This window comes from Erwinia aeris, assembly GCF_041224955.1.
Taxonomy (GTDB): Bacteria; Pseudomonadota; Gammaproteobacteria; order Enterobacterales; family Enterobacteriaceae; genus Erwinia; species Erwinia aeris.
Window position 1 is genome coordinate 40,594 of record NZ_JBGFFX010000001.1, and the last position, 19,065, is coordinate 59,658.

Below are 19,065 nucleotides of genomic sequence, written 5' to 3' on the forward strand. Positions count from 1 at the left end.
CATCCCGATGAATGAATTTTCGATTATCTGCCGCATCCTTGGCTCGCTCTATAACCGCCAGCCGCAGGATCCGCTGCTGGTGCCGCTGTTTACGCTGTTGCGCGAGGGTAAGCTGCAGCAGCAGTGGCCGCTGGAGCAGGACGAGTTGCTGACGCGTTTGCAGCAGAACAGCGATCCGCAGGCGCTGGCCGCTGACTATAACGCGCTGTTTGTTGGCAGCGACTGCAAGGTGTCGCCGGAGGGTTCAAAGTGGGAAAACGGCCCGCAGGAGAGCGAAGTGCGGGCGTTTTTGCAGAGCCGTGGCATGCCGCTTGGCGAAGGCCCGGCCGATCGGTTTGGCTCGCTGCTGCTGGCCGCTTCCTGGCTGGAGGATCAGTCGCAGGAGGATGAGGTACAGGCGCAAATTACGCTGTTCGACGACTATCTGCTGCCGTGGTGCGGTCAGTTCCTGGGCAAGGTGGAAGCCTGGGCCGATACGCCGTTTTACCGTACGCTGGCCGCGCTAAGTCGCGAAGCGATTCAGGCGATGCGCGACGAGCTGGCGGAAGAAGACGAAGCGTAAAGCTGCGGACAATCCGGCTGGCCTGGTTTCTGCCGGTAGTCACTGAGTAAAGCCAGTACCGCGCCCGGCGATACTGGCTTTACTTTATCAGTTAACAGGTGCGCAAAGCGGGCCGATCGTCTTGCTGTACTTTGTCAGTTAACAGGTGCGCGAAACGGCCCGGTCATCTGGCTTTACTTTATCAGTTAACAGGTGCGCGAAACGGCCCGGTCATCTGGCTTTACTTTATCAGTTAACAGGCGCGTAGCCAGCGGGTTAATCCCGCCACGCTGCGCGCGCAGAACCCAACGGCGAGGCGGAAGCAGACCAAACCAGCGGCGTGCCGGGCAGCTCCACCGGCGGTTTAAGGCGCAGGCCGATCCCCCAGGCGTTTATCTCCGTTTCGACATTGTTATCATGCGGTTGTGCGCTAACCAACCCTTTGGGGCGCATCGCCTCGGGATAAGGATTATCGGTCAGCAGGCAGGCAGTGCGGGCCAGCGACAGCCTGGCGCTGAAGCCCGTGCCGTTTTGCAGCCTGAGCCGCATGCCTTCCAGCGCGGCGGCGGCCATCAGATAGCCGGTAGCATGGTCGAGCGCCTGTACCGGCAGCGGCACCGGTTTCTCGCTGTGCTGCCACTGACTGCCGGTTTCCGCTATGCCGCAGCCCATCTGCACCAGGCTGTCAAAACCGCGCCGGTTGCGCCACGGCCCCGTCCAGCCCCAGGCGTTCAGGCTGACGTCGATCAGGCCAGGAGAAAGCTTTTGTCGTGCCTCCGTATCATACCCCAGCGCGCTCAGCGCATCGGCACGATAGCCGTGGATCAGAATATCCGCCTGGCCCAGCAGCTGTGCAAAAATCTGCCTGCCTGCCGCCGACTTTAAATCGAGGCGCGCGCAGCGTTTGCCCAGCGTGACTTCCTCCTCCAGCGTCGGCTCCTGCCAGCCCGGCGGATCGAGCCGCAGCACGTCCGCGCCCAGCCCGGCCAGAAAGCGCGTGGCGACCGGCCCGGCGATAATTCGGGTCAGATCCAGCACCCTGACGCCTTGCAGCGGCCGCAGCCCTGGCAGCGCCCAGCCCGGCGCGGCGGCCTGCGGCTGTACGCTTTGCGCTATCAGCGGCTCGTGCCGTACGCTTTGCCCCTGTGAGTGCTGCCGCCAGGCTTCCACGCTGCGCATCTCTGCCGCACAGCCGCCCGCGTCAATCACCGCCTGTTCAAGCGCGGTTTTGTCCCAGCGGCTGACGGCCTGCGCCAAATCGGCGCGGCTGGCGTGCGTGCCCAGCACGTTTTCCATCGCCGCCCGGTGATGCGGCGCGTTGGTGTGCAGGCGGATCCAGCCGTTTGCGGCGGCGTAGTCTCCGGCAAAGGCATCCCACAGCGAGGGCGCAGAGCGGTTTACGGGCTGAAAGCTGTGTTGAAACCAGCGGGACGCCAGGCGCATATCGACGCGCTGACGGGCGGGATTGCCGGTCAGGGCTGCGGCCGCCTGCATCGCCAGCGCCATGCTGGTGGCCGCCAGCTCGGTGACCGGAAAGGCGGAAGGGAGACGCTGCTCGCCGATAAAATGGACATCGGGCGCGTCGTCATTGCGTAATGCCTGCCAGAGCTGTTGCCAGCATTGTGCGGTTAACCGGGTCGTCATTGCTTCCTCCTTTAATTTAACCATAGCAATGAAGATCGGCGGTCGCTAGCGCAGCCGCTTCAGCTTTGGCAGGCGGGCGTGCATCCTCAGGTTGCGCAGGTTGATCACCGCAATCGCCGTGCCGGCCACCACCAGCAGCGAGCCGAAAACCTTAAAGATATTCATGCTGTCGCCCAGCACCAGCACGCCCATAATCACCGACAGCACCGGCGTCAGCAGCGAATAGGGCATAATCAGATTGACGTTATAGGTGCGCAGCAGGCCATACCACAGCGAATAGGCGACGATGGAAGAGCAGATTGCGCTGTACAAAATCGCGAACCAGCCTCGCCATGAAGCGTTAACCAGGCTGGTCAGCTGGCCGCTTTCCATAAAGAAGGACGAGAGGCCCACGATGGGGATCGCCAGAAAAGAGAGCCAGCCGGTCATGGTAAGCGGCTTGATCGACGGGGATTTCTTCACGATAAGGTTGCTGACGGCCCAGCCCACCGCGCTGCAAAGCAGCAGGCACAGCACCCACCATGTTGGAATGGTCGGGCTGCCCGCCAGTACCACCACGCCGCTCAGCGAAATGGCGATGCCCAACATCTGTACCAGCGACAGTTTTTCCTGCAAAAAAATCATCGCCAGGATCATCGCGAAAGGCGTACCCAGCTGCACCACGATGGCGCCTGTGCCCGCGTCGGTATATTTCAGGCCGAGAAACAGCAGCGAGAAGTGCATAAAGCCAAAGGTAAAGGCCAGCGGCACCAGATAGCGCAGCTGTTCACGCGTAACGCGGGTAAAAGGAACCAGGATCAGCGCCACCACCACAAAGCGCATCAGCGTCAGAAACAGCGGCGGCACCTCGCCAAGCCCCCATTTTACCGCAACGTTATTGAAAGCCCAGGTGGTGACCACCAGCAAAATCAGGAAAAAATGACGTACAGCCACAACGCAATCCTTTAGTGTGTTTAATCATTAGCCTATGATGGCACGAATCGCCATGATGTTAAGCGTGAAGGCCCTTTTTTCTTGTAAGATTCCGAATCAGCCGCATAAGGAGATTGCCAGACAATGAACGCGCTTCCTTTCGCTATTATCCAGTTTGAAACGCCACCTGCGGGCGTCATGGCGCAGGTGGGCGAGCAGCAGCACTGGTTTATCGCCGCTGCGGGTTTACAGCCGGATGCCTGGCTGATCGTGCGTCCCGATCTGGGCGAAGCGCTGCCCGATCCCGCTTTGCTGTCGGGGGCCATTCTCTCCGGCTCCTGGGCGATGGTCACCGATCATGCGGAGTGGAGCGAGCGTACGGCCGCCTGGATACGCAGCGCTATGGATCATCAGCTGCCGCTGCTGGGCGTCTGCTATGGTCATCAGCTCATGGCTTATGCGCTGGGCGGCAAGGTGGGCGATAATCCGCGTGGCTGGGAAGGGGGAGTGCAGCAGATCACCCGTCACGAAGAGGGCGCTGAAGATGTATTGCTGGGCGCGCTGCCGGGGCAGTTTTCCGCGTGGCTTTCCCATCGTCAGTCGGTGCTGCGACCGCCGACCGGTGCGCGGGTGCTGGCCTCTTCCGTGATGGATCCGTGTCAGATCGTTCGCTACAGCCCACAGGCGCTCTCGGTGCAGTTCCATCCCGAGTTTACGTCGGCGATTATGGCGGCCTGTCAGCAAAACAGCTCAAGGCCCGAAGCCGCTGGCGAAGCGCTCCCCGAACCCAGCTGGCCGCTGCGGCTTTTGCAGAATTTTTGTCAGCAGCCGCGCGCGATAGCGCGCCTCGCCTGACGCAACGGGGCGGCTTTGCCGTCCTCTTTCCTCGCTTTAGCGCTTTCCTTTCGGCGCGGTCACACTTTCCGCCCGGCCCGGCTGTCAATTTCTCCTGTTCTGTTAATGTTAATTTCAAGTTGTTTAATTGTTAATTATCGCGGAGAGACGATCATGCGCTACGCATATCCGGGCAGTCAGGATTCCTTAATCGTGCTGAAATCGCACTACGGCAATTTTATCAACGGCGAGTTTGTTGCACCGGTAAACGGTAATTACTTTACCAATACGTCACCGGTTAACGGCTCGACGATCGGCGAGTTCCCTCGTTCAGATAAGGTGGATGTTGAAAACGCCATCGATGCGGCGCACGCGGCGGCAGAAGCCTGGGGCAAAACTTCCGTCCAGTCGCGTTCGCTGACGCTGCTGAAAATCGCCGATCGGCTGGAAGAGAAGCTGGAATATCTGGCCGTCAACGAAAGCTGGGACAATGGCAAACCGGTACGCGAGACGCTGGCGGCGGATCTGCCGTTGGCGGTCGATCATTTTCGCTATTTCGCGGGCTGCCTGCGCGCGCAGGAAGGCACGGCGGCGGAAATCGACGAGTTTACCGCCGCCTACCATTTTCACGAACCGCTGGGCGTGGTCGGCCAGATTATCCCGTGGAACTTTCCACTGCTGATGGCGGCCTGGAAGCTGGCACCGGCGCTCGGCGCGGGCAACTGTGTGGTGCTGAAACCGGCGGAGCAGACGCCGCTGTCAATCACGCTGTTTGTCGAGCTGATCGCCGACCTGCTGCCGAAAGGCGTGCTGAACGTAGTGCATGGCTTTGGTCGTGAAGCGGGCGAGGCGCTGGCGGGCAATCCGCGCATCGCCAAAATCGCCTTTACCGGCTCTACCGCTACCGGCGGCCATATCCTGGAGCTGGCGGCGAAAAACCTTATTCCTTCAACGGTTGAGCTGGGCGGCAAGTCACCGAACATCTTCTTTGAGGACATCATGCAGGCCGAGCCTTCTTTTATAGAGAAAGCGGCGGAAGGCGTGGTGCTGGGCTTTCTGAATCAGGGCGAGGTATGCACCTGTCCTTCGCGCGCGCTGGTGCAGGAATCCATTTATGCGCCCTTTATGGAAGCGGTATTAAAAAGAATTAAAACCATCAGGCGCGGCGATCCTATGGATACCGACACCATGATCGGCGCGCAGGCTTCGCAGCAGCAGTTTGATAAAATTCTCTCTTATCTGGACATTGCGCGGCAGGAAGGCGCAGAGGTGCTGACCGGCGGCGGCGTGGAGAAGCTGGACGACGATCTGGCCGGCGGCTATTACATTCAGCCCACGCTGCTCAAGGGCAACAACAGTATGCGCGTGTTCCAGGAGGAGATTTTCGGGCCTGTTGTAGGCGTCACGACCTTTAAAGATGAGGCGGAAGCCATCGCCATTGCCAACGACTCGATCTATGGGCTGGGCGCGGGCGTCTGGACGCGCGATATCAACCGCGCTTATCGGGTCGGCAGGGCGATTAAGGCAGGGCGCGTCTGGACCAACTGCTATCATCTGTATCCGGCACACGCGGCGTTTGGCGGCTACAAAAAGTCCGGCATCGGGCGGGAAACGCATAAAATGATGCTCGATCACTATCAGCAAACCAAAAACCTGCTGGTCAGCTACAGCACCGAACCGCTGGGTTTCTTTTAACATCCTGCGCCGCGCGTCGTTAATGAACGGGCGCGGCGTCAATAAGAAGGTGACGTTGTCACGCTGCGTTAGCTGGCTTTATCGGGAGCCAGCAGCGCAGCAATTTCCTGTTCCGATACGGCCTGCGAAAAAAGGTAGCCCTGTAGCTCATTACAACCCGCCTCCGCCAGCGCCGCCATCTGGCTGTTGGTTTCCACGCCTTCTGCGGTTACGGTCAGCCCCATTGCCTGGCCCAGTCTTACCACCGATTCGATGATGGCGGTTGAGTTCTCCGTCACGCCCAGCGACTGGGTAAAGGAGCGGTCGATTTTGATTTTATCCACCGAGAAATGACTCAGGTAATTCAGGCTGGAGTAGCCCGTGCCGAAATCATCCAGCGCGATACGGAAACCCGCTTCACGCAGCGCGCGCATAATCTCCTGCGCGCCTTTCTCATCTTCAATCAGCACGCCTTCGGTAATTTCCAGCTCAATACGGGAAGGCAGCGTTTTTTCCTGCTGGACGATGGCTTTAAACCGCTCCACAAAGCCCGCTGAACGAAACTGTAAAGGGGAGACATTAATAGCCATGGAGATATCGGGCCACGCCAGCGACACGCGGCAGGCTTCACGCAGCACCCATTCGCCAATCTGGATAATCAGGCCCATTTCCTCCGCCAGCGGAATAAATTCGCCGGGCGAAATCACGCCGCGCTGCGGATGATGCCAGCGCATCAGCGCTTCCAGACCCACGACTTGCTGCCCGGAAATATCCATCAGCGGCTGATAGTAAACGGCCAGATCGCGCTTGTTTTGCAGCGCGGCGCGTAAATCAGCCGCAATCAGCTGGCGCGTTTTGACCTGTTCATCCATCGAGTTATCAAACACGCGATACTGACCGCGCCCCTGGCTTTTGGCCTCGTACAGCGCGATATCCGCTTTACGCATCATTTCCAGCCGATCGCTCGCATCCTGAGGCGCCATCGCCACGCCAATACTGACGCCTATCCAGGTTTCACTGCCCAGCAGCGTAAAAGGCCGCGCCAGCGAGGCAATGATCCGCTCGCACAGCTTCTGAATATCGCTGAACGCGGTGATCCCTTCCACGATAACCACAAATTCGTCGCCGCCAAGCCGGCCTACGGTATCGGCTTCTCTGACCTCCTGACTAAGGCGATGCCCCACGTCGATAATCAGCTCGTCTCCCGCATGGTGCCCATAGGTGTCATTAACCTGTTTAAAACGGTCGAGATCCAGCAGCAGCAGCGCGACATGTTCAGGACTGCGGTTCAGCTTGCCCAGCGCCTGCGTCAGCCGTTCCTCAACCAGCGCGCGATTAGGCAGGCCGGTCAGCACGTCGTGGAAAGCCAGATGCTGCGCCTGCGCCTCGCTGGCGCTCAGCTGAAGCAGCGACTGTGAGAGCTTGAGCGAGGACAGCCACAGGCGGCGGATCATCACTCCGCAGATCAGCGTGATAATCAGCACCATTGCCAGCCCGACCGGGCCGATAACCTGAAACATTTGCGTGCCGGGCGCGGCCGGGCGCCAGCTGATATAGCCCAGCGCGTCGCCGAGGTGATTTTTTAATAAATAGTTAGCGCCCGTTTTCATCGGCTTGCCGTCGGCGTAGTACAGATCGTGCAGCAGGCTGCGTTGAGAGAGGGAATTGAGATAGCTGGCGTCCAGATATTTTACGCTCACCAGCCGAAAACGCCCGCTGCCGCCGTAGCCGTCGTCAATAATGCTGATGGCGAGCGCAGCGGGCCGTTTATCGATCAGGGTAAAGTCGATCGCTTCGGCGTGTCCGCCGCTGGCAAAAGGGGTTTTAAGCCGTGCCGATAGCTCATTGATCGGCTGACGCAGATGTTCGAACTGCGCCACAGGGACGTTTTTATCCCACTCCCAGCGATACACCGGCCGATCTTCCTCATCAAGAATATAGATAAGCTGGTGGCCGAACATGGTCGACAGCCAGGTGCCGACGTTCTGGTTCAGCCAGGGCGTATCCTGTAGCGCGCGATCCAGACGACGGCCAAGCGGCTGCCACAGCGCCAGGCTGCGATTCTGTTTGATCATTTCCGTCAGGCTTTGCGTCAGCGAAGTCTCGATAATCTGCTGCTGCTGGTGAGCGGCGTCGCGATTGGTTTTCGCGGTGGCCCACCAGACCGTAAACGTTGCCGCAGTAAAAATAATTAATAACACCAGCACCAAAGGTATAAGCACTTCGCGGATAAAATGGCTGCGAAAACTCTCTGATATTTTCATGTTTTTTATCAACCCACTCTCAGGACGGCAACACTCCCTCTACTTTGAGGCTAGCATAAATCCCGGCCGCGGTTGGCTGAGGTGGCAGAGGCGGAATTATGCGTCAGAAAATTGAATGTGATCTCTGTCACGTTAGTCGTGGCAGCCTGCCTCTCTGTGGCAGAAACAGCGGAAAAAGAGACGGCCGACCGCGCTTTTTATGCGCCCCATCACGGTTGCGCCAGGCCAGCTCCTGGCAGGGATAAAACCGTTATTTTGATAAAATCACAGTAAAAACAGCAGGTTGAAAATTTTCGCATGGCGGGCAAACACCCTCGAAAACGGCAGGGAAAAGCACGGATACGGCGCTTAAACTAAAAGAGTAGTGATTTTTATTATCGCTATCCTACAACAAGCTGATTCACATTTTTATTTTCTTATTCAGGTCATTTTTATTTTATGCGGGTAAAATAGTAAAGAAGATGATATTTATTTTTATCTTTAATCGTATTGGTGTGTTTTTTTATCACGGTCGTCCAGGTTTTTTTAAACTAATTAATAAAACGAGGCATAAAAAATAACGATTGAGTTAGCATCGGTTTTTCTGTGCCTTAAAGCGCTCAGCATTCATTGGTCCGAATAGAAAATAAGCCGGTGGAAGCGTGAGCTGAAAACGGGTTAACTGTCCGCGCTTATGACAGGGCAGGATCCCCATTAGGGCCGATTGGGGGGATTTTTCGCCAGAGGCTGAATTTGCGCGCGCTGCCGGTTGGCTTCAGGCTTCACTCCGCGCAGCTTTTCGCTATCCATAAGCCGCCTTTTTCTGTTGGCGGACGAGGCTGCCGCGTCGGGCAGCCGGCAAGGGCCAGAAGAAACTAAAAGCCTGTCTCAGCATCAGGGCCACCCGCTAAACCTTGTCGGCCATGACTTTCGCCATGCTCACGACATCGCTCCAGATAAAAATGGCCCGGCAGAATGTAAAAAGCGGATAATGATTGTTCAGCCTTTTTTATCTCAGATTTACTATTTTTTTAATAGCCTGTATTGGACGTTAAAGATACAAGCTTGCCGCATTCTTTTATAACAACCTGTTGCCGGGCGGTACTATTCAGGCGTGGCTTCGGGCACCGCGCATCGCGCTTTTAAGACTATTTCCCGGATGTAGTTCGGGCAGCGATTTGTTAGTCTGCGTTATTGATAAATGATAAACCGAGCACGATAGAAGAGATTATGTCGATTAAGCGTAATGCGGTTGCGAATTATGTCGGTCAGATTTATATCACGCTTGCCGGGATACTGGTCGTACCCTTATATATTCATCAACTGGGCATGGAGATTTACGGCCTTATCGGCTTTTTCTCGATCCTGTTGACCTGGCTACAGCTGCTGGACGTGGGGATTTCCACCACGCTGCTGCGTGAGGCGGCCCGCTATCGCGCCGATCGGGAGCAAAACCCGTGGTTTCCCTCGCTGTTCGCTACGCTGGGTAAGTTCTTTCTGATCTCTTCCGCCGTGCTGGTGGTGATGGGCTGGTTCGCCTCGCCTTATGTCGCCTCGCACTGGCTGCATGCGAAAACTATCCCGCATCAGGATTTGGTGATTGCCGTCGGCATCATGGTGCTGACCGCCGCTATCCGCTGGCGTATCGGGCCTTATCGCAGCGTAATTGTCGGCTATGAACATCAGGTCTGGCTGAACGCGCTGAACCTGGTGGTGATTACGCTGCGCACCTTTGGCGCGGTGTTCGTTATTCGTTTCGCGTCGAACCCGGTCATCTTCTTCTTCTGCTGGCAGCTGTTGATTTCACTGGGCGAGGCCTTCTTCTGCATTCGCAAATCCTACCAGCTGGTGCCTAAAAGCGATCGCAACACCAGGGTGGATAACCTGAAAGGCGTGCTGAAGCCTTTCCTGCGCTTTGCCGTCGGCGCGGCTTTTTCCAGCGCCATCTGGACGTTTATTTCGCAGATTGACCGTCTGGTGCTGTCCAAAACGCTGCCGCTGGCGACCTACGGTTCCTTTACCGTGGTGGCGACGGCGGCAACCGGCATCGTGATGCTCAGCAGCCCGATTATGCAGGCGATTGTGCCGCGCATGACGGGGATGCGTACCAAGAGCGAGAACGGCGAGCAGGAAACGCTGAAGCTGTATCGCTGGACAACCCAGGCGGTAAGCATCTTTATGGCGCCGCTCAGCCTGACCATCGCTTTCTATCCAACCCAGCTGATTTGGGCCTGGACGCAGAACGCGCAGATTGGCGAGCAGATGTCGCTGGTAATGACGCTGTATGCGCTGGGCAGCGGCGTGCAGGCGATTGTCGGCCTGCTTTATAATTTGCAGTATGTGAACGGCAACCTGTCGCTGCATATGAAAGGCTTTACGCTGTTTGCCATTATCCTGATCCCGCTGAATATTTTTGCGGCCATCCACTATGGCGCGCTGGGTACCGGTATCGTGTGGGTTGCGCAAAACATTTTCTACCTGCTGGTCTGGTCATGGATTGTGCACAGGAAGTTTGCGCCGACGATCCATATGCAGTGGCTGACCCGCGACGTGCTGCTGATCTGGGCCGTTTCCGCCTGCGTGACCTTCCTTACGCTGTCGATCCCTTTCGAGTGGAACGATAACCGCTGGCTGAACCTGCTCTACCTGGGGCTGATTGGTTTTGTGAACCTGGTTATCTGCTGCCTGCTGCACAGTAAAGTAGGCGACTACCTTAAAAATGTAACTTTCCGTCGGCTGAACCTGCGAGGTGAAAGATGAGTAACCAGGACGATCTGGCGCAGCCTACGCTGTCCGTGATTATGCCCGTCTATAATGGCCGGGCCGATCTGAGCGAGGCTGTTGATTCGCTGCTGCAACAAACGGTAGTACCGCAGCAGATTATTATTATCGACGATGGCTCGACCGACGGTACCGATCGGCTGATTGAAGCGTATTGCCAGCGCGATCCGCGTATTCAGCTGGTGCGTAACGCGCACGGCGGCGTCAGCGCCGCCAGGAATAAAGGGCTGGAGCTGGCCACCGGCGACTTCATCTACTTTATGGATGCCGACGATCTCACCGGCCCGACGCTGTTTGCCGACTTCCTGCGTGAAAAGCGCGCCTGTCCGGAGCTGGAGATGTTCTGCTTCGCCGCCAAAATGTTTATGGACGTGCCGGTGGCAGAGCGCAAGCCTGAGATCACGCACGCCCGTAACCTGAAAGGGGTGTACAGCGGCGGCACGGCCTTTATTCAGCAGTTGAACAGCAGCGGCTCCGCGCATCGCGTGCTCTGGTCCAGCATTATCTCTCGCGAGCTGATTGTCCGGACCAAAAGCCGCTTTCTGCCGATCCAGAATCACGAAGACGCGCCTTTTATGTTTACCCTCTATTTGCAGGCAAAACAGGTTTTCGTGACGCCAGAAGCCTACTACTTTAAGCGCTATACCACGACGTCGCTTTCCGTCCGTACGCGCGATTTTTCCTGGGTGAAGAACTACTTTATCGCTCGTGAAGGTACCGAAGAGGCTATCCGCGCCGCCAACGTGCCGGTGGAACGTTCGCTGGTGGATGATTACTATTTTCCGGTGATGAGCGGCTGCCTGAAAATGTTGCGCGAGCATGATATGACCGTGCCGAAGGAGTACCAGCCCAGGGTAAACGCGCTGGTACGCCAACTGACGCGAAACAATATCAAACTGATGGTTATCTGGTATCTGAACCCGCTTTACAGCAGCCTGGTCTACTGTAAGAAAAAACTCTCCAGCGCGTTATAACGCTTATTCGTCCTGCTCTTTGGCGGCGGCTATTTTGGCCTGCCGCCAGTTGAGCAGCGGCGTGACCGAAATCCCATGCACGATGACGCTGGCAACGATTAACGTAAAGGCGATATTCGCCATGCGCGTCATCTCTTCGCCCGCCACGCCGTGCGTATAGGCCCAGGCAATATAGTTGATACTGCCAATCCCCCTGATCCCCAGCCAGCCGATAATCATCTTCTGCTGCCACGGCACTTTAATGCCTGTCGTGCCGAGCCATACTGCCGCAGGGCGGATAAATACAAACAGCACCAGCGCCATCAGCAGCCCGTCCGGATCCCAGTGATGCGCCAGCGTCACGCCCAGCACGATAATAATGCCGGCCGCAAACAGGCGTTCCACGGTATCACCGAACGACAGCGCATCGCCGACGACCAGGCCTACCGAGCGCGCCGGATCCGGATCAAGAGATTCATGACGGATATGCGGATTGACCAGCACCTCCGCCGGTGGGCGATGGTCGCTGTCGTCAAACGCATCGGCAGGCTGGCGGCGGATAACGTTGACTTCCGCCCGACGCAGACCCACGCCAGCGGCAAAAGCGGCCAGGAAGCCGGAGGCGTCCAGCGCCTGAGCCGCCGCATAGCTCAGCGCAATCAGCGCCAGCGCCAGGAAATCATTCGGGGCGACATCTTTATGCGCGTAGCGCAGGTGCGTGACGTACTGGCCGACAAAGCGGCCAAACACAAAGCCGATGCCCAGCCCGCCGGTGATCCCCCAGAGCACGTCCTTTAACGCCCAGTGGCGGAAAAGATCCAGCGTCATTTCCTGCTGCGTGGTCAGCAGCGTCACCGCCAGCATCAGCAGCGGCAGGGCGGTGCCGTCGTTCATCCCGGCCTCGCTGGAGAGCGACACGCGCAGGTTGTCGTCATCGCGGGCATCGTTGACGGAAATCAGGCTGGCCAGTACGGGATCGGTCGGCGCGACGATGGCGCTAAAGGCGATGGCAAACGGCCAGGAAAGGCCGACCAGATAGTGTGCCGCCAGCGACATACCCAGCACGGTCAGCAGCATGCCGGGGAAAGCCAGCCGCATCCCCAGCCGCCAGCCCTGATGCCGGAACGGCAGCCTGAGTTTCAGCCCGGTGATAAACAGCGAGGCCGCCATTGCGATCTCGGTAAGGTGAGCGGTCAGTTCGGCATGAGCGGCAATATCGATATGCAGCAGATCCAGCACCCAGGGGCCACAAATTACGCCGGCAATCAGGTAGAGAGAAAACGTGGTGATCGGGCCGCGATTGATCCAGCCTGATGCCAGCGACATCAGTAATAAAAGCCCGCCCGTTGCGGCTGTCCAGCCAAGAAAATCCATCGATACGCCTCCATAGTCGTCAGGGGTGATATGGACGCTGACTTAACATGCAAAGCGCCACAGAAAAAAATACAACAAAAACAAGCATATATATTATAAATTTAAGGTTTCCCTTTTCCCGGTGACAGCAAATTGTCTACTTAAATCATATACCTGGCTCACTGAGTATAGACCTAAAAAAAGGGGCGCTTGCGCAAATGGGCCGTCAGGCGGAAACCCGTCCGTGGCGAAACGTCTTTAGCGCCAGTTCTGCGCAACGTCCGTCTGGAACTGCAATTTCCGGGATGAGCGTTATGGCTCAGGGCTGGGGCTGCTTTTTGTCCGCCTTCATTTGCCGTGCCTGAACTGATAAGCCCACAAAATGACTGAGTGCTGAACCACACCCGAAAAACGATTAGCGTTAGCGGCCAGAGGCTTTACAAGGCCGGGCAAAATTTCAGGATGTCATGGCGTCCGATCATGAAAATTCTCACCAGGATTACCGCCTGTCTGTTACTTATTTCAGCGCGGCCAACAGAGGCGGCGTCGCGGATAACAACCCAGGCATTCTGTGCCGTTCGCCAGTGAAGAAAAGCGACAGACATTGTCAGAAAGCGCCTGTGGGTATACTGTTAACGGACTTTCTTTTTATCCCTGCGGCGCCTCTCTGCCGCTGACTATCTGCTAAACCGAGGTTGTTTTGTCGACTCTATCCCCAATTCTTCGTCCACGACGCCTGCGTCAAACGTCTTCCTTCCGCTCGCTGTTTCAGGAAACATCGCTCAGCATTAACGATCTGGCGCTGCCGATCTTTGTTGAAGAGGGTCTGGACGACTATAAAGCGATTCAGGCCATGCCTGGCGTGATGCGTATTCCGGAAAAACGTCTGGCCTATGAGATCGAGCGCATCGCGAAAGCGGGCATCCGTTCGGTAATGACCTTCGGCATCTCTCATCATACCGACGCCGACGGCAGCGATACCTGGCAGGAAAACGGGCTGGTTTCGCGCATGTCCCGTATCTGTAAAGAGACCGTCCCGGAAATGATCGTTATGTCCGATACCTGTTTTTGCGAATACACCTCGCACGGGCACTGCGGCGTGCTGCACGATCATGGCGTGGACAACGACGCCACGCTGATTAACCTGGGCAAGCAGGCGGTTGCCGCCGCGCGCGCGGGTGCCGACTTTATCGCGCCTTCCGCCGCGATGGATGGTCAGGTCGCGGCTATCCGCCACGCGCTGGATGAAGCGGGCTTTACCGATACGGCTATCATGTCCTACTCCACCAAGTTCGCCTCTTCCTTCTATGGCCCGTTCCGTGAAGCGGCAGGCACCTCGCTGAAGGGCGATCGCAAAACCTATCAGATGAACCCGATGAACCGCCGCGAAGCGATCCGCGAGTCGTTAATCGACCAGGCTGAAGGCGCGGACGCGCTGATGGTAAAACCAGCGGGTGCCTATCTGGATATCATCCGTGACGTGCGCGAACGTACCGAGCTGCCGCTGGCGGCCTACCAGGTCAGCGGCGAGTACGCAATGCTGAAGTTCGCCGCGCAGGCGGGGGCGATCAACGAGCGCGAAGTGGTGCTGGAAAGCCTGGGCGCCATCAAGCGTGCGGGCGCCGATCTGATCTTCAGCTACTTTGCGCTGGATCTGGCCGAGAAAAACCTGCTGTAACCGTAGCGCTTCATTTTAGCCAGTATGGCTAATCACCGGGCAGGGCGGGTTTTACCTGTTCTGCCCGGATAAACGCATCTCAGCGCGGCCCGCGATACCTGACCGCTTCCACAAAGGCGGAAAACGCCGAAGAAGTGTTGCGACGGTTGGGATAATAAAGATGAAATCCTTCAAACGTCGGGCACCAGTCCGCCAGTACCTCTACCAGCCGACCCGCCTCAATATGGGGTTTCGCCATAAAATCCGGGATGCAGGCCAGGCCGATACCGTCCAGCGCGCCGTTCAGGATATGAATATTGCTGTTGCACAACAGCGGGCCGTTGGCCTTGATATTCAGTTTTTTCCCGTCTTTTTCAAATTCCCAGGCGTAAATACTGCCGCCGACCGAATGCCGGATATTAATACAGCGATGGGCGGTCAGATCCTGCGGAACGACAGGGTGTGGATTGCGGCGGAAATAGTCCGGCGCGCCGACCACGGACAGACGCCAGTCCGGCCCGAGGCGCACGGCGATCATATCCCGGCTGATCGATTCGCCTAAACGAATACCGGCATCAAAACGCTCGCTGACAATATTGGTAAAGCCGTAATCAATGCAGATCTCTACGCTGATATCAGGATAGGTGTTGAAAAACGCGGGCAGTATCGGCCGCAGCAAATTTTCCGCCGCGTCGTCTGAGCAGGTGATGCGAATATTACCGGCAGGCGTATGGCGCAGCTCGCCAATGCTGTCAATTTCGCTGTTAATCTGATCGAAAAGCGGCCCAACCGACTGCAACAGACGCTCGCCGGCTTCGGTAGGCGCAACGTTGCGCGTGGTGCGCGCCAGCAGGCGCACGCCCAGCCGTTCTTCCAGATTGCGAATGGTATGGCTCAGCGCCGAAGGGCTGACGCCAAGACCGGCGGCGGCTTTGGTAAAGCTTTGCGCCCGGGCAACGGCCAGAAAGGCCACGATATCGTTCATAGTATCCACGCAGAATTGCTGATTAAATTTCACAAGCGCGTAAAAATTACCCCATCCGATCGCATTACTCTATCTCTTTTACCGCTTCGCCTGCCTGCGGCGCACAAAACTCCAAAGCCCTGCAGTGCCGCTCTTTATGCGTGCTCACGGGTCTTTGAGGCTTTGCGTTCGTTGATTGATGCAAAAAATTCACAATTACATGCGATTACGCCCGTCTAATCATTAACCCGGCCAGCGTGCAAAATAGCGCAAGTGTTAATAATATCGGAATCGTTCATGAATAGTGCTGTAGCGGAACAATCTCGTCATCACCCTGCCTGGGGCGCCGTCTTTTCGATGGCGCTTGGCGTAGTGGTGCTGATCGCCTCAGAATTTATGCCGGTCAGCCTGCTGACGCCCATCGCGCAGGGGTTAGGGATCAGTCAGGGCCACGCCGGACAGGCAATTTCCGTCAGCGGTTTTTTTGCCGTGCTCACCAGCCTGCTTAACACGCCGCTGACCGGGCGTTTCGATCGTAAAAAAGTGCTGATCGCCTTTACGCTGCTGCTGACGCTTTCCGGGCTGACGGTAACCTTTTCGACCAATGGCCTGATGTTTATGGTCGGCAGGGCGCTGTTGGGGATCGCCATTGGCGGCTTCTGGTCGATGTCGACGGCGACGGTGATGCGCCTTGTGCCTGCTCACGCGGTAGCGAAGGGCCTGGCGCTGATCAACGGCGGTAACGCGCTGGCCGCTACCGTCGCCGCGCCGTTGGGCAGTTTTCTTGGGCAGTATATTGGCTGGCGCGGGGCGTTCTTTATGGTGGTGCCGCTGGCCGTTATCGCCTTTATCTGGCAATGGCGCAGCATTCCATCATTGCCCGGCAACGGCCGCAACAAAGCCGCCAACCCGCTGCGCCTGCTTGTTCGGCCGCCCGTGGCGCTGGGCATGGCGGGCATTATGTTTCTGTTTATGGGGCAGTTTGGCATTTTTACCTATCTGCGCCCGTTTATGGAAACCGTTACCGGCGCCAACGTCAACCAGCTCTCTTTGCTGCTGCTGTTGCTGGGCGGGGCGGGACTCATCGGCACCTGGCTTATCGGTACGCTGCTTGAGCGCCGCCTCTACGCTTATCTGATCGCCATTCCGCTCGGCATGGCGCTGCTGGCCGCCTTGCTGATCGCGCTGGGGCATTCTCTGCTGCTGACCGGCGTGCTGCTGGCGCTTTGGGGGCTGGTAGCGACGCCTGCGCCGGTGGCGTGGGGGCTGTGGCTAAGCCGCGCGCTGCCCGACGATGCCGAAGCGGGCGGCGGCCTGATGGTGGCGGTGATCCAGATGGCGATCACGCTTGGCGCGGGGCTGGGCGGCCTGCTGTTTGACGCGGCCGGCTGGTGGAGTCCGTTCGCCTTCGGCCTGGCGCTGCTGGTGCTGTCGGCGCTGTTTGCCGGGCTGGCCCGTCGCTGGTTTTACTTCGCCGTCGGCAAATCGCTGTAGCGCGTGGTCCAGGCGGGAGAGAGCATCTCCCGCTTCATCGACCAGCTTTTCTCAATGCCCTGGCCGGCAAACCAGACTTTCCCTTTGCCGGAGCGGTTCAGCGTATCAATGGCGGTCATTAACGCCGCGCTGTTGGCCTTCGGCTGCGTTTCGGCAAACAGATCCAGCTGCGCCACGCCTTCGCTGTAAAAATCGCTCAGCATCACGCCCGCTTTGATATAGCGTTCGCCTTCGCGCCAGATACGGTCCAGCGCCTCGGTCGCCACCCGAATAATATCGCGCGTATCGTTCGAGGGCAGCAGCAGCCTGCCGGAGGCCTGGTTGTTATAGCCGGTGCCGTTGTCGTCGTGCGGGCTGGTGCGGATAAAAACGCTGATAAAGCGGCAATATTGTTTCTCGCCGCGCAGCTTTTCCGCCGCGCGTTCGGCCCAGGCGCAGATCGCCTGATGCATATCCTGATAGTCGGTGACGCGGTGCCCGAAAGAGCGGCTACAGACGATCTGCTGTTTAGCGGGTGCCATTTCCTCTAACGCCAGGCAGGATTCGCCGCGCAGCTCGCGCACCGTTCTCTCCATCACCACGCTGAAGTGCTTGCGGAGGGTGGGGACGGAACTGTCGGCCAGATCCAGCGCGTTTTTAATGCCCATCAGCTGCAAACGCTTGCCGACGCGACGGCCAATGCCCCAGACTTCTTCAACCGGCACCAGCGGCAGCAGCCTGCGCTGGCGCGCCGGATCGGAGAGATCGACCACGCCGCCGGTTTTGCTCCACTTCTTCGCCGCATAGTTAGCAAGCTTGGCCAGCGTTTTGGTTGGCGCGATGCCGACGCCGACCGTCAGGCCGGTAGCTTTCAGCACCTGCTGCCGGATGTCGCGGCCAAAATCCTCCAGCGAGAGACAGTTGCTGACGCCGGTCAGATCCAGAAAAGCCTCGTCAATAGAATAAATTTCGCTCGCAGGCGCCAGCTCGCCAAGCAGGGTCATCACCCGATGGCTGAGATCGGCATACAGCGCATAGTTTGAGCTGAAAACCTGCACCTGCTGACGCTGGAGATCCTGTTTAATTTTAAAATAAGGTTCGCCCATTTTAATGCCCAGCGCTTTTGCCTCGGCCGATCGGGAAATAATACAGCCGTCGTTGTTGGAAACGACCACCACCGGCCTGCCGCGCAAATCGGGACGGAACACCGTTTCGCAGGAGGTATAAAAGCTGTTGACGTCAACCAGCGCGAACATTTTTGGTGGATTTCAGAATAAAAGTGACCACGCCAAAAATTTCCAGCTCTTCCGCATCGTGAAACGTAATCGGAGAATAGTGACGATTGCGCGGCATCAGCTGTAAAAAAGGGCGGAGGCGTAGCTCTTTAACGGTAAATTCACCGGCCACGGCCGCTACCACGATATCGCCATGCTCTGCGGTCAGCGAACGATCGACCACCAGCAGATCGTCATGGCCGATCCCGGCCTCAATCATCGAGTCGCCGCTTACTTTGATAAAATAGGTGGCGCTGGGATGACGCAGCACCAGCTTATTCAAATCCAGACGGTCCTCAATATAATCCTGGGCCGGACTGGGAAAGCCGCAGGGTACGCGCTCAATAAACAGCGGTAAAAAAAGATCTTCCATAATTTCAGCAGGGGAAATCGGCTGCATAATGCTTATTCCGGTTTAACTGTGTTTATATACAGTATCGCTGAATGCGGGCGGCAGGCAAGGCATTGATCGGAACTTTCCGGCAACAGATTGTAATAACAGGAATTTATTCGCTTTTTCTTAAAGGTGCGTCCCCGGTTAATAAAGCAGCTTATACTGCAGCGGGAATAATAGTTGCGCCGGAGCAGAAGGATAAGAGCCGCTTATTTCTTTTTTGCGCTAAGTAAAATCCAGCGTGGATGCAGGGCCACCAGCCTCGTTTTATGCATCTTAATAATGGCTTTCTGCGCAGGAAAATGTCATAAAATATCAACTTTTCCACTGACGCCTTATCATTTTTTTCTTTGGGATAATCACGCACG

14 protein-coding genes are annotated in these 19,065 nt (G+C 57.3%); 7 read left to right on the forward strand and 7 right to left on the reverse strand.

Annotated features, from left to right (window positions below; all coding sequences use genetic code 11):
• Window positions 1-7: 7 nt before the first annotated feature.
• Window positions 8-562: a TorD/DmsD family molecular chaperone gene (locus tag AB6T85_RS00175; protein ID WP_253460579.1), complete on the forward strand. Its 555-nt coding sequence runs from the start codon at window positions 8-10 to the stop codon at window positions 560-562.
• Between the two features lie 255 nt (window positions 563-817).
• Here AB6T85_RS00175 and AB6T85_RS00180 read toward each other — a convergent pair whose 3' ends face one another.
• Both AB6T85_RS00180 and AB6T85_RS00185 read right to left on the reverse strand, forming a co-directional pair.
• Window positions 818-2,185: a CoA transferase gene (locus AB6T85_RS00180; protein ID WP_301252250.1), complete on the reverse strand. Its 1,368-nt coding sequence runs from the start codon at window positions 2,183-2,185 to the stop codon at window positions 818-820.
• Between the two features lie 45 nt (window positions 2,186-2,230).
• The gene (locus AB6T85_RS00185) at window positions 2,231-3,118 is read right to left on the reverse strand and encodes a DMT family transporter (protein WP_253460585.1); all 888 of its coding nucleotides are present in this window, start codon (window positions 3,116-3,118) and stop codon (window positions 2,231-2,233) included.
• Window positions 3,119-3,241: 123 nt separating this feature from the next.
• Here AB6T85_RS00185 and AB6T85_RS00190 point away from each other — a divergent pair, with 123 nt between their 5' ends.
• Both AB6T85_RS00190 and exaC read left to right on the forward strand, forming a co-directional pair.
• Window positions 3,242-3,952, forward strand: coding sequence for a glutamine amidotransferase (locus AB6T85_RS00190; protein ID WP_253460587.1), 711 nt, complete (start codon window positions 3,242-3,244; stop codon window positions 3,950-3,952).
• Window positions 3,953-4,105: 153 nt separating this feature from the next.
• Window positions 4,106-5,626, forward strand: a complete 1,521-nt coding sequence (gene exaC / locus AB6T85_RS00195; RefSeq protein WP_369894551.1) for an acetaldehyde dehydrogenase ExaC — start codon at window positions 4,106-4,108, stop codon at window positions 5,624-5,626.
• 68 nt (window positions 5,627-5,694) lie between these two features.
• On the opposite strand, the gene AB6T85_RS00200 is transcribed toward exaC, so the two are convergent.
• On the reverse strand, window positions 5,695-7,869 hold the full coding sequence (locus AB6T85_RS00200; protein WP_369894552.1) for a putative bifunctional diguanylate cyclase/phosphodiesterase: 2,175 nt from the start codon (window positions 7,867-7,869) through the stop codon (window positions 5,695-5,697).
• A 1,209-nt stretch (window positions 7,870-9,078) separates the two neighbouring features.
• On the opposite strand from AB6T85_RS00200, the gene AB6T85_RS00205 reads away from it, so the two are divergent.
• Window positions 9,079-10,608 (forward strand): lipopolysaccharide biosynthesis protein, encoded by a 1,530-nt coding sequence (locus AB6T85_RS00205; protein WP_253460597.1) that lies wholly within the window; start codon window positions 9,079-9,081, stop codon window positions 10,606-10,608.
• Window positions 10,605-11,603 (forward strand): glycosyltransferase, encoded by a 999-nt coding sequence (locus tag AB6T85_RS00210; RefSeq protein ID WP_369894553.1) that lies wholly within the window; start codon window positions 10,605-10,607, stop codon window positions 11,601-11,603. Before AB6T85_RS00205 ends, AB6T85_RS00210 begins: the two co-directional genes overlap by 4 nt.
• 3 nt (window positions 11,604-11,606) lie before the next feature.
• On the opposite strand, the gene AB6T85_RS00215 is transcribed toward AB6T85_RS00210, so the two are convergent.
• Entirely contained in the window at window positions 11,607-12,956 is a 1,350-nt protein-coding gene (locus AB6T85_RS00215) for a cation:proton antiporter (RefSeq protein WP_253460603.1), read from the reverse strand.
• Window positions 12,957-13,635: 679 nt separating this feature from the next.
• Here AB6T85_RS00215 and hemB point away from each other — a divergent pair.
• Complete coding sequence (hemB, locus tag AB6T85_RS00220; RefSeq protein WP_369894554.1) at window positions 13,636-14,613, forward strand: porphobilinogen synthase; 978 nt, start codon at window positions 13,636-13,638, stop codon at window positions 14,611-14,613.
• 79 nt (window positions 14,614-14,692) lie between these two features.
• On the opposite strand, the gene AB6T85_RS00225 is transcribed toward hemB, so the two are convergent.
• On the reverse strand, window positions 14,693-15,577 hold the full coding sequence (locus AB6T85_RS00225; protein ID WP_253461292.1) for a LysR family transcriptional regulator: 885 nt from the start codon (window positions 15,575-15,577) through the stop codon (window positions 14,693-14,695).
• 276 nt (window positions 15,578-15,853) lie between these two features.
• On the opposite strand from AB6T85_RS00225, the gene AB6T85_RS00230 reads away from it, so the two are divergent.
• Entirely contained in the window at window positions 15,854-17,050 is a 1,197-nt protein-coding gene (locus AB6T85_RS00230) for an MFS transporter (RefSeq protein ID WP_301252245.1), read from the forward strand.
• Here the strand turns inward: AB6T85_RS00230 and umuC are convergent.
• Together umuC and umuD are read right to left on the reverse strand one after the other, a co-directional pair.
• Entirely contained in the window at window positions 17,023-18,285 is a 1,263-nt protein-coding gene (gene umuC / locus AB6T85_RS00235; protein ID WP_369894555.1) for a translesion error-prone DNA polymerase V subunit UmuC, read from the reverse strand. The two genes, AB6T85_RS00230 and umuC, sit on opposite strands and share 28 nt — an antisense overlap.
• On the reverse strand, window positions 18,269-18,703 hold the full coding sequence (umuD, locus tag AB6T85_RS00240; protein ID WP_253460616.1) for a translesion error-prone DNA polymerase V autoproteolytic subunit: 435 nt from the start codon (window positions 18,701-18,703) through the stop codon (window positions 18,269-18,271). Before umuD ends, umuC begins: the two co-directional genes overlap by 17 nt.
• Window positions 18,704-19,065 lie beyond the last annotated feature (362 nt).

Coding starts and splice junctions, on each gene's coding strand:
- AB6T85_RS00200 (WP_369894552.1), bottom strand. CDS start 7,869: ATGAAAATATCAGAGAGTTTTCGCAGCCATTTTATCCGCGAAGTGCTT.
- umuD (WP_253460616.1), bottom strand. CDS start 18,703: ATGCAGCCGATTTCCCCTGCTGAAATTATGGAAGATCTTTTTTTACCG.
- umuC (WP_369894555.1), bottom strand. CDS start 18,285: ATGTTCGCGCTGGTTGACGTCAACAGCTTTTATACCTCCTGCGAAACG.
- AB6T85_RS00175 (WP_253460579.1), top strand. CDS start 8: ATGAATGAATTTTCGATTATCTGCCGCATCCTTGGCTCGCTCTATAAC.
- AB6T85_RS00205 (WP_253460597.1), top strand. CDS start 9,079: ATGTCGATTAAGCGTAATGCGGTTGCGAATTATGTCGGTCAGATTTAT.
- AB6T85_RS00180 (WP_301252250.1), bottom strand. CDS start 2,185: ATGACGACCCGGTTAACCGCACAATGCTGGCAACAGCTCTGGCAGGCA.
- AB6T85_RS00225 (WP_253461292.1), bottom strand. CDS start 15,577: ATGAACGATATCGTGGCCTTTCTGGCCGTTGCCCGGGCGCAAAGCTTT.
- AB6T85_RS00210 (WP_369894553.1), top strand. CDS start 10,605: ATGAGTAACCAGGACGATCTGGCGCAGCCTACGCTGTCCGTGATTATG.
- AB6T85_RS00230 (WP_301252245.1), top strand. CDS start 15,854: ATGAATAGTGCTGTAGCGGAACAATCTCGTCATCACCCTGCCTGGGGC.
- exaC (WP_369894551.1), top strand. CDS start 4,106: ATGCGCTACGCATATCCGGGCAGTCAGGATTCCTTAATCGTGCTGAAA.
- AB6T85_RS00190 (WP_253460587.1), top strand. CDS start 3,242: ATGAACGCGCTTCCTTTCGCTATTATCCAGTTTGAAACGCCACCTGCG.
- AB6T85_RS00215 (WP_253460603.1), bottom strand. CDS start 12,956: ATGGATTTTCTTGGCTGGACAGCCGCAACGGGCGGGCTTTTATTACTG.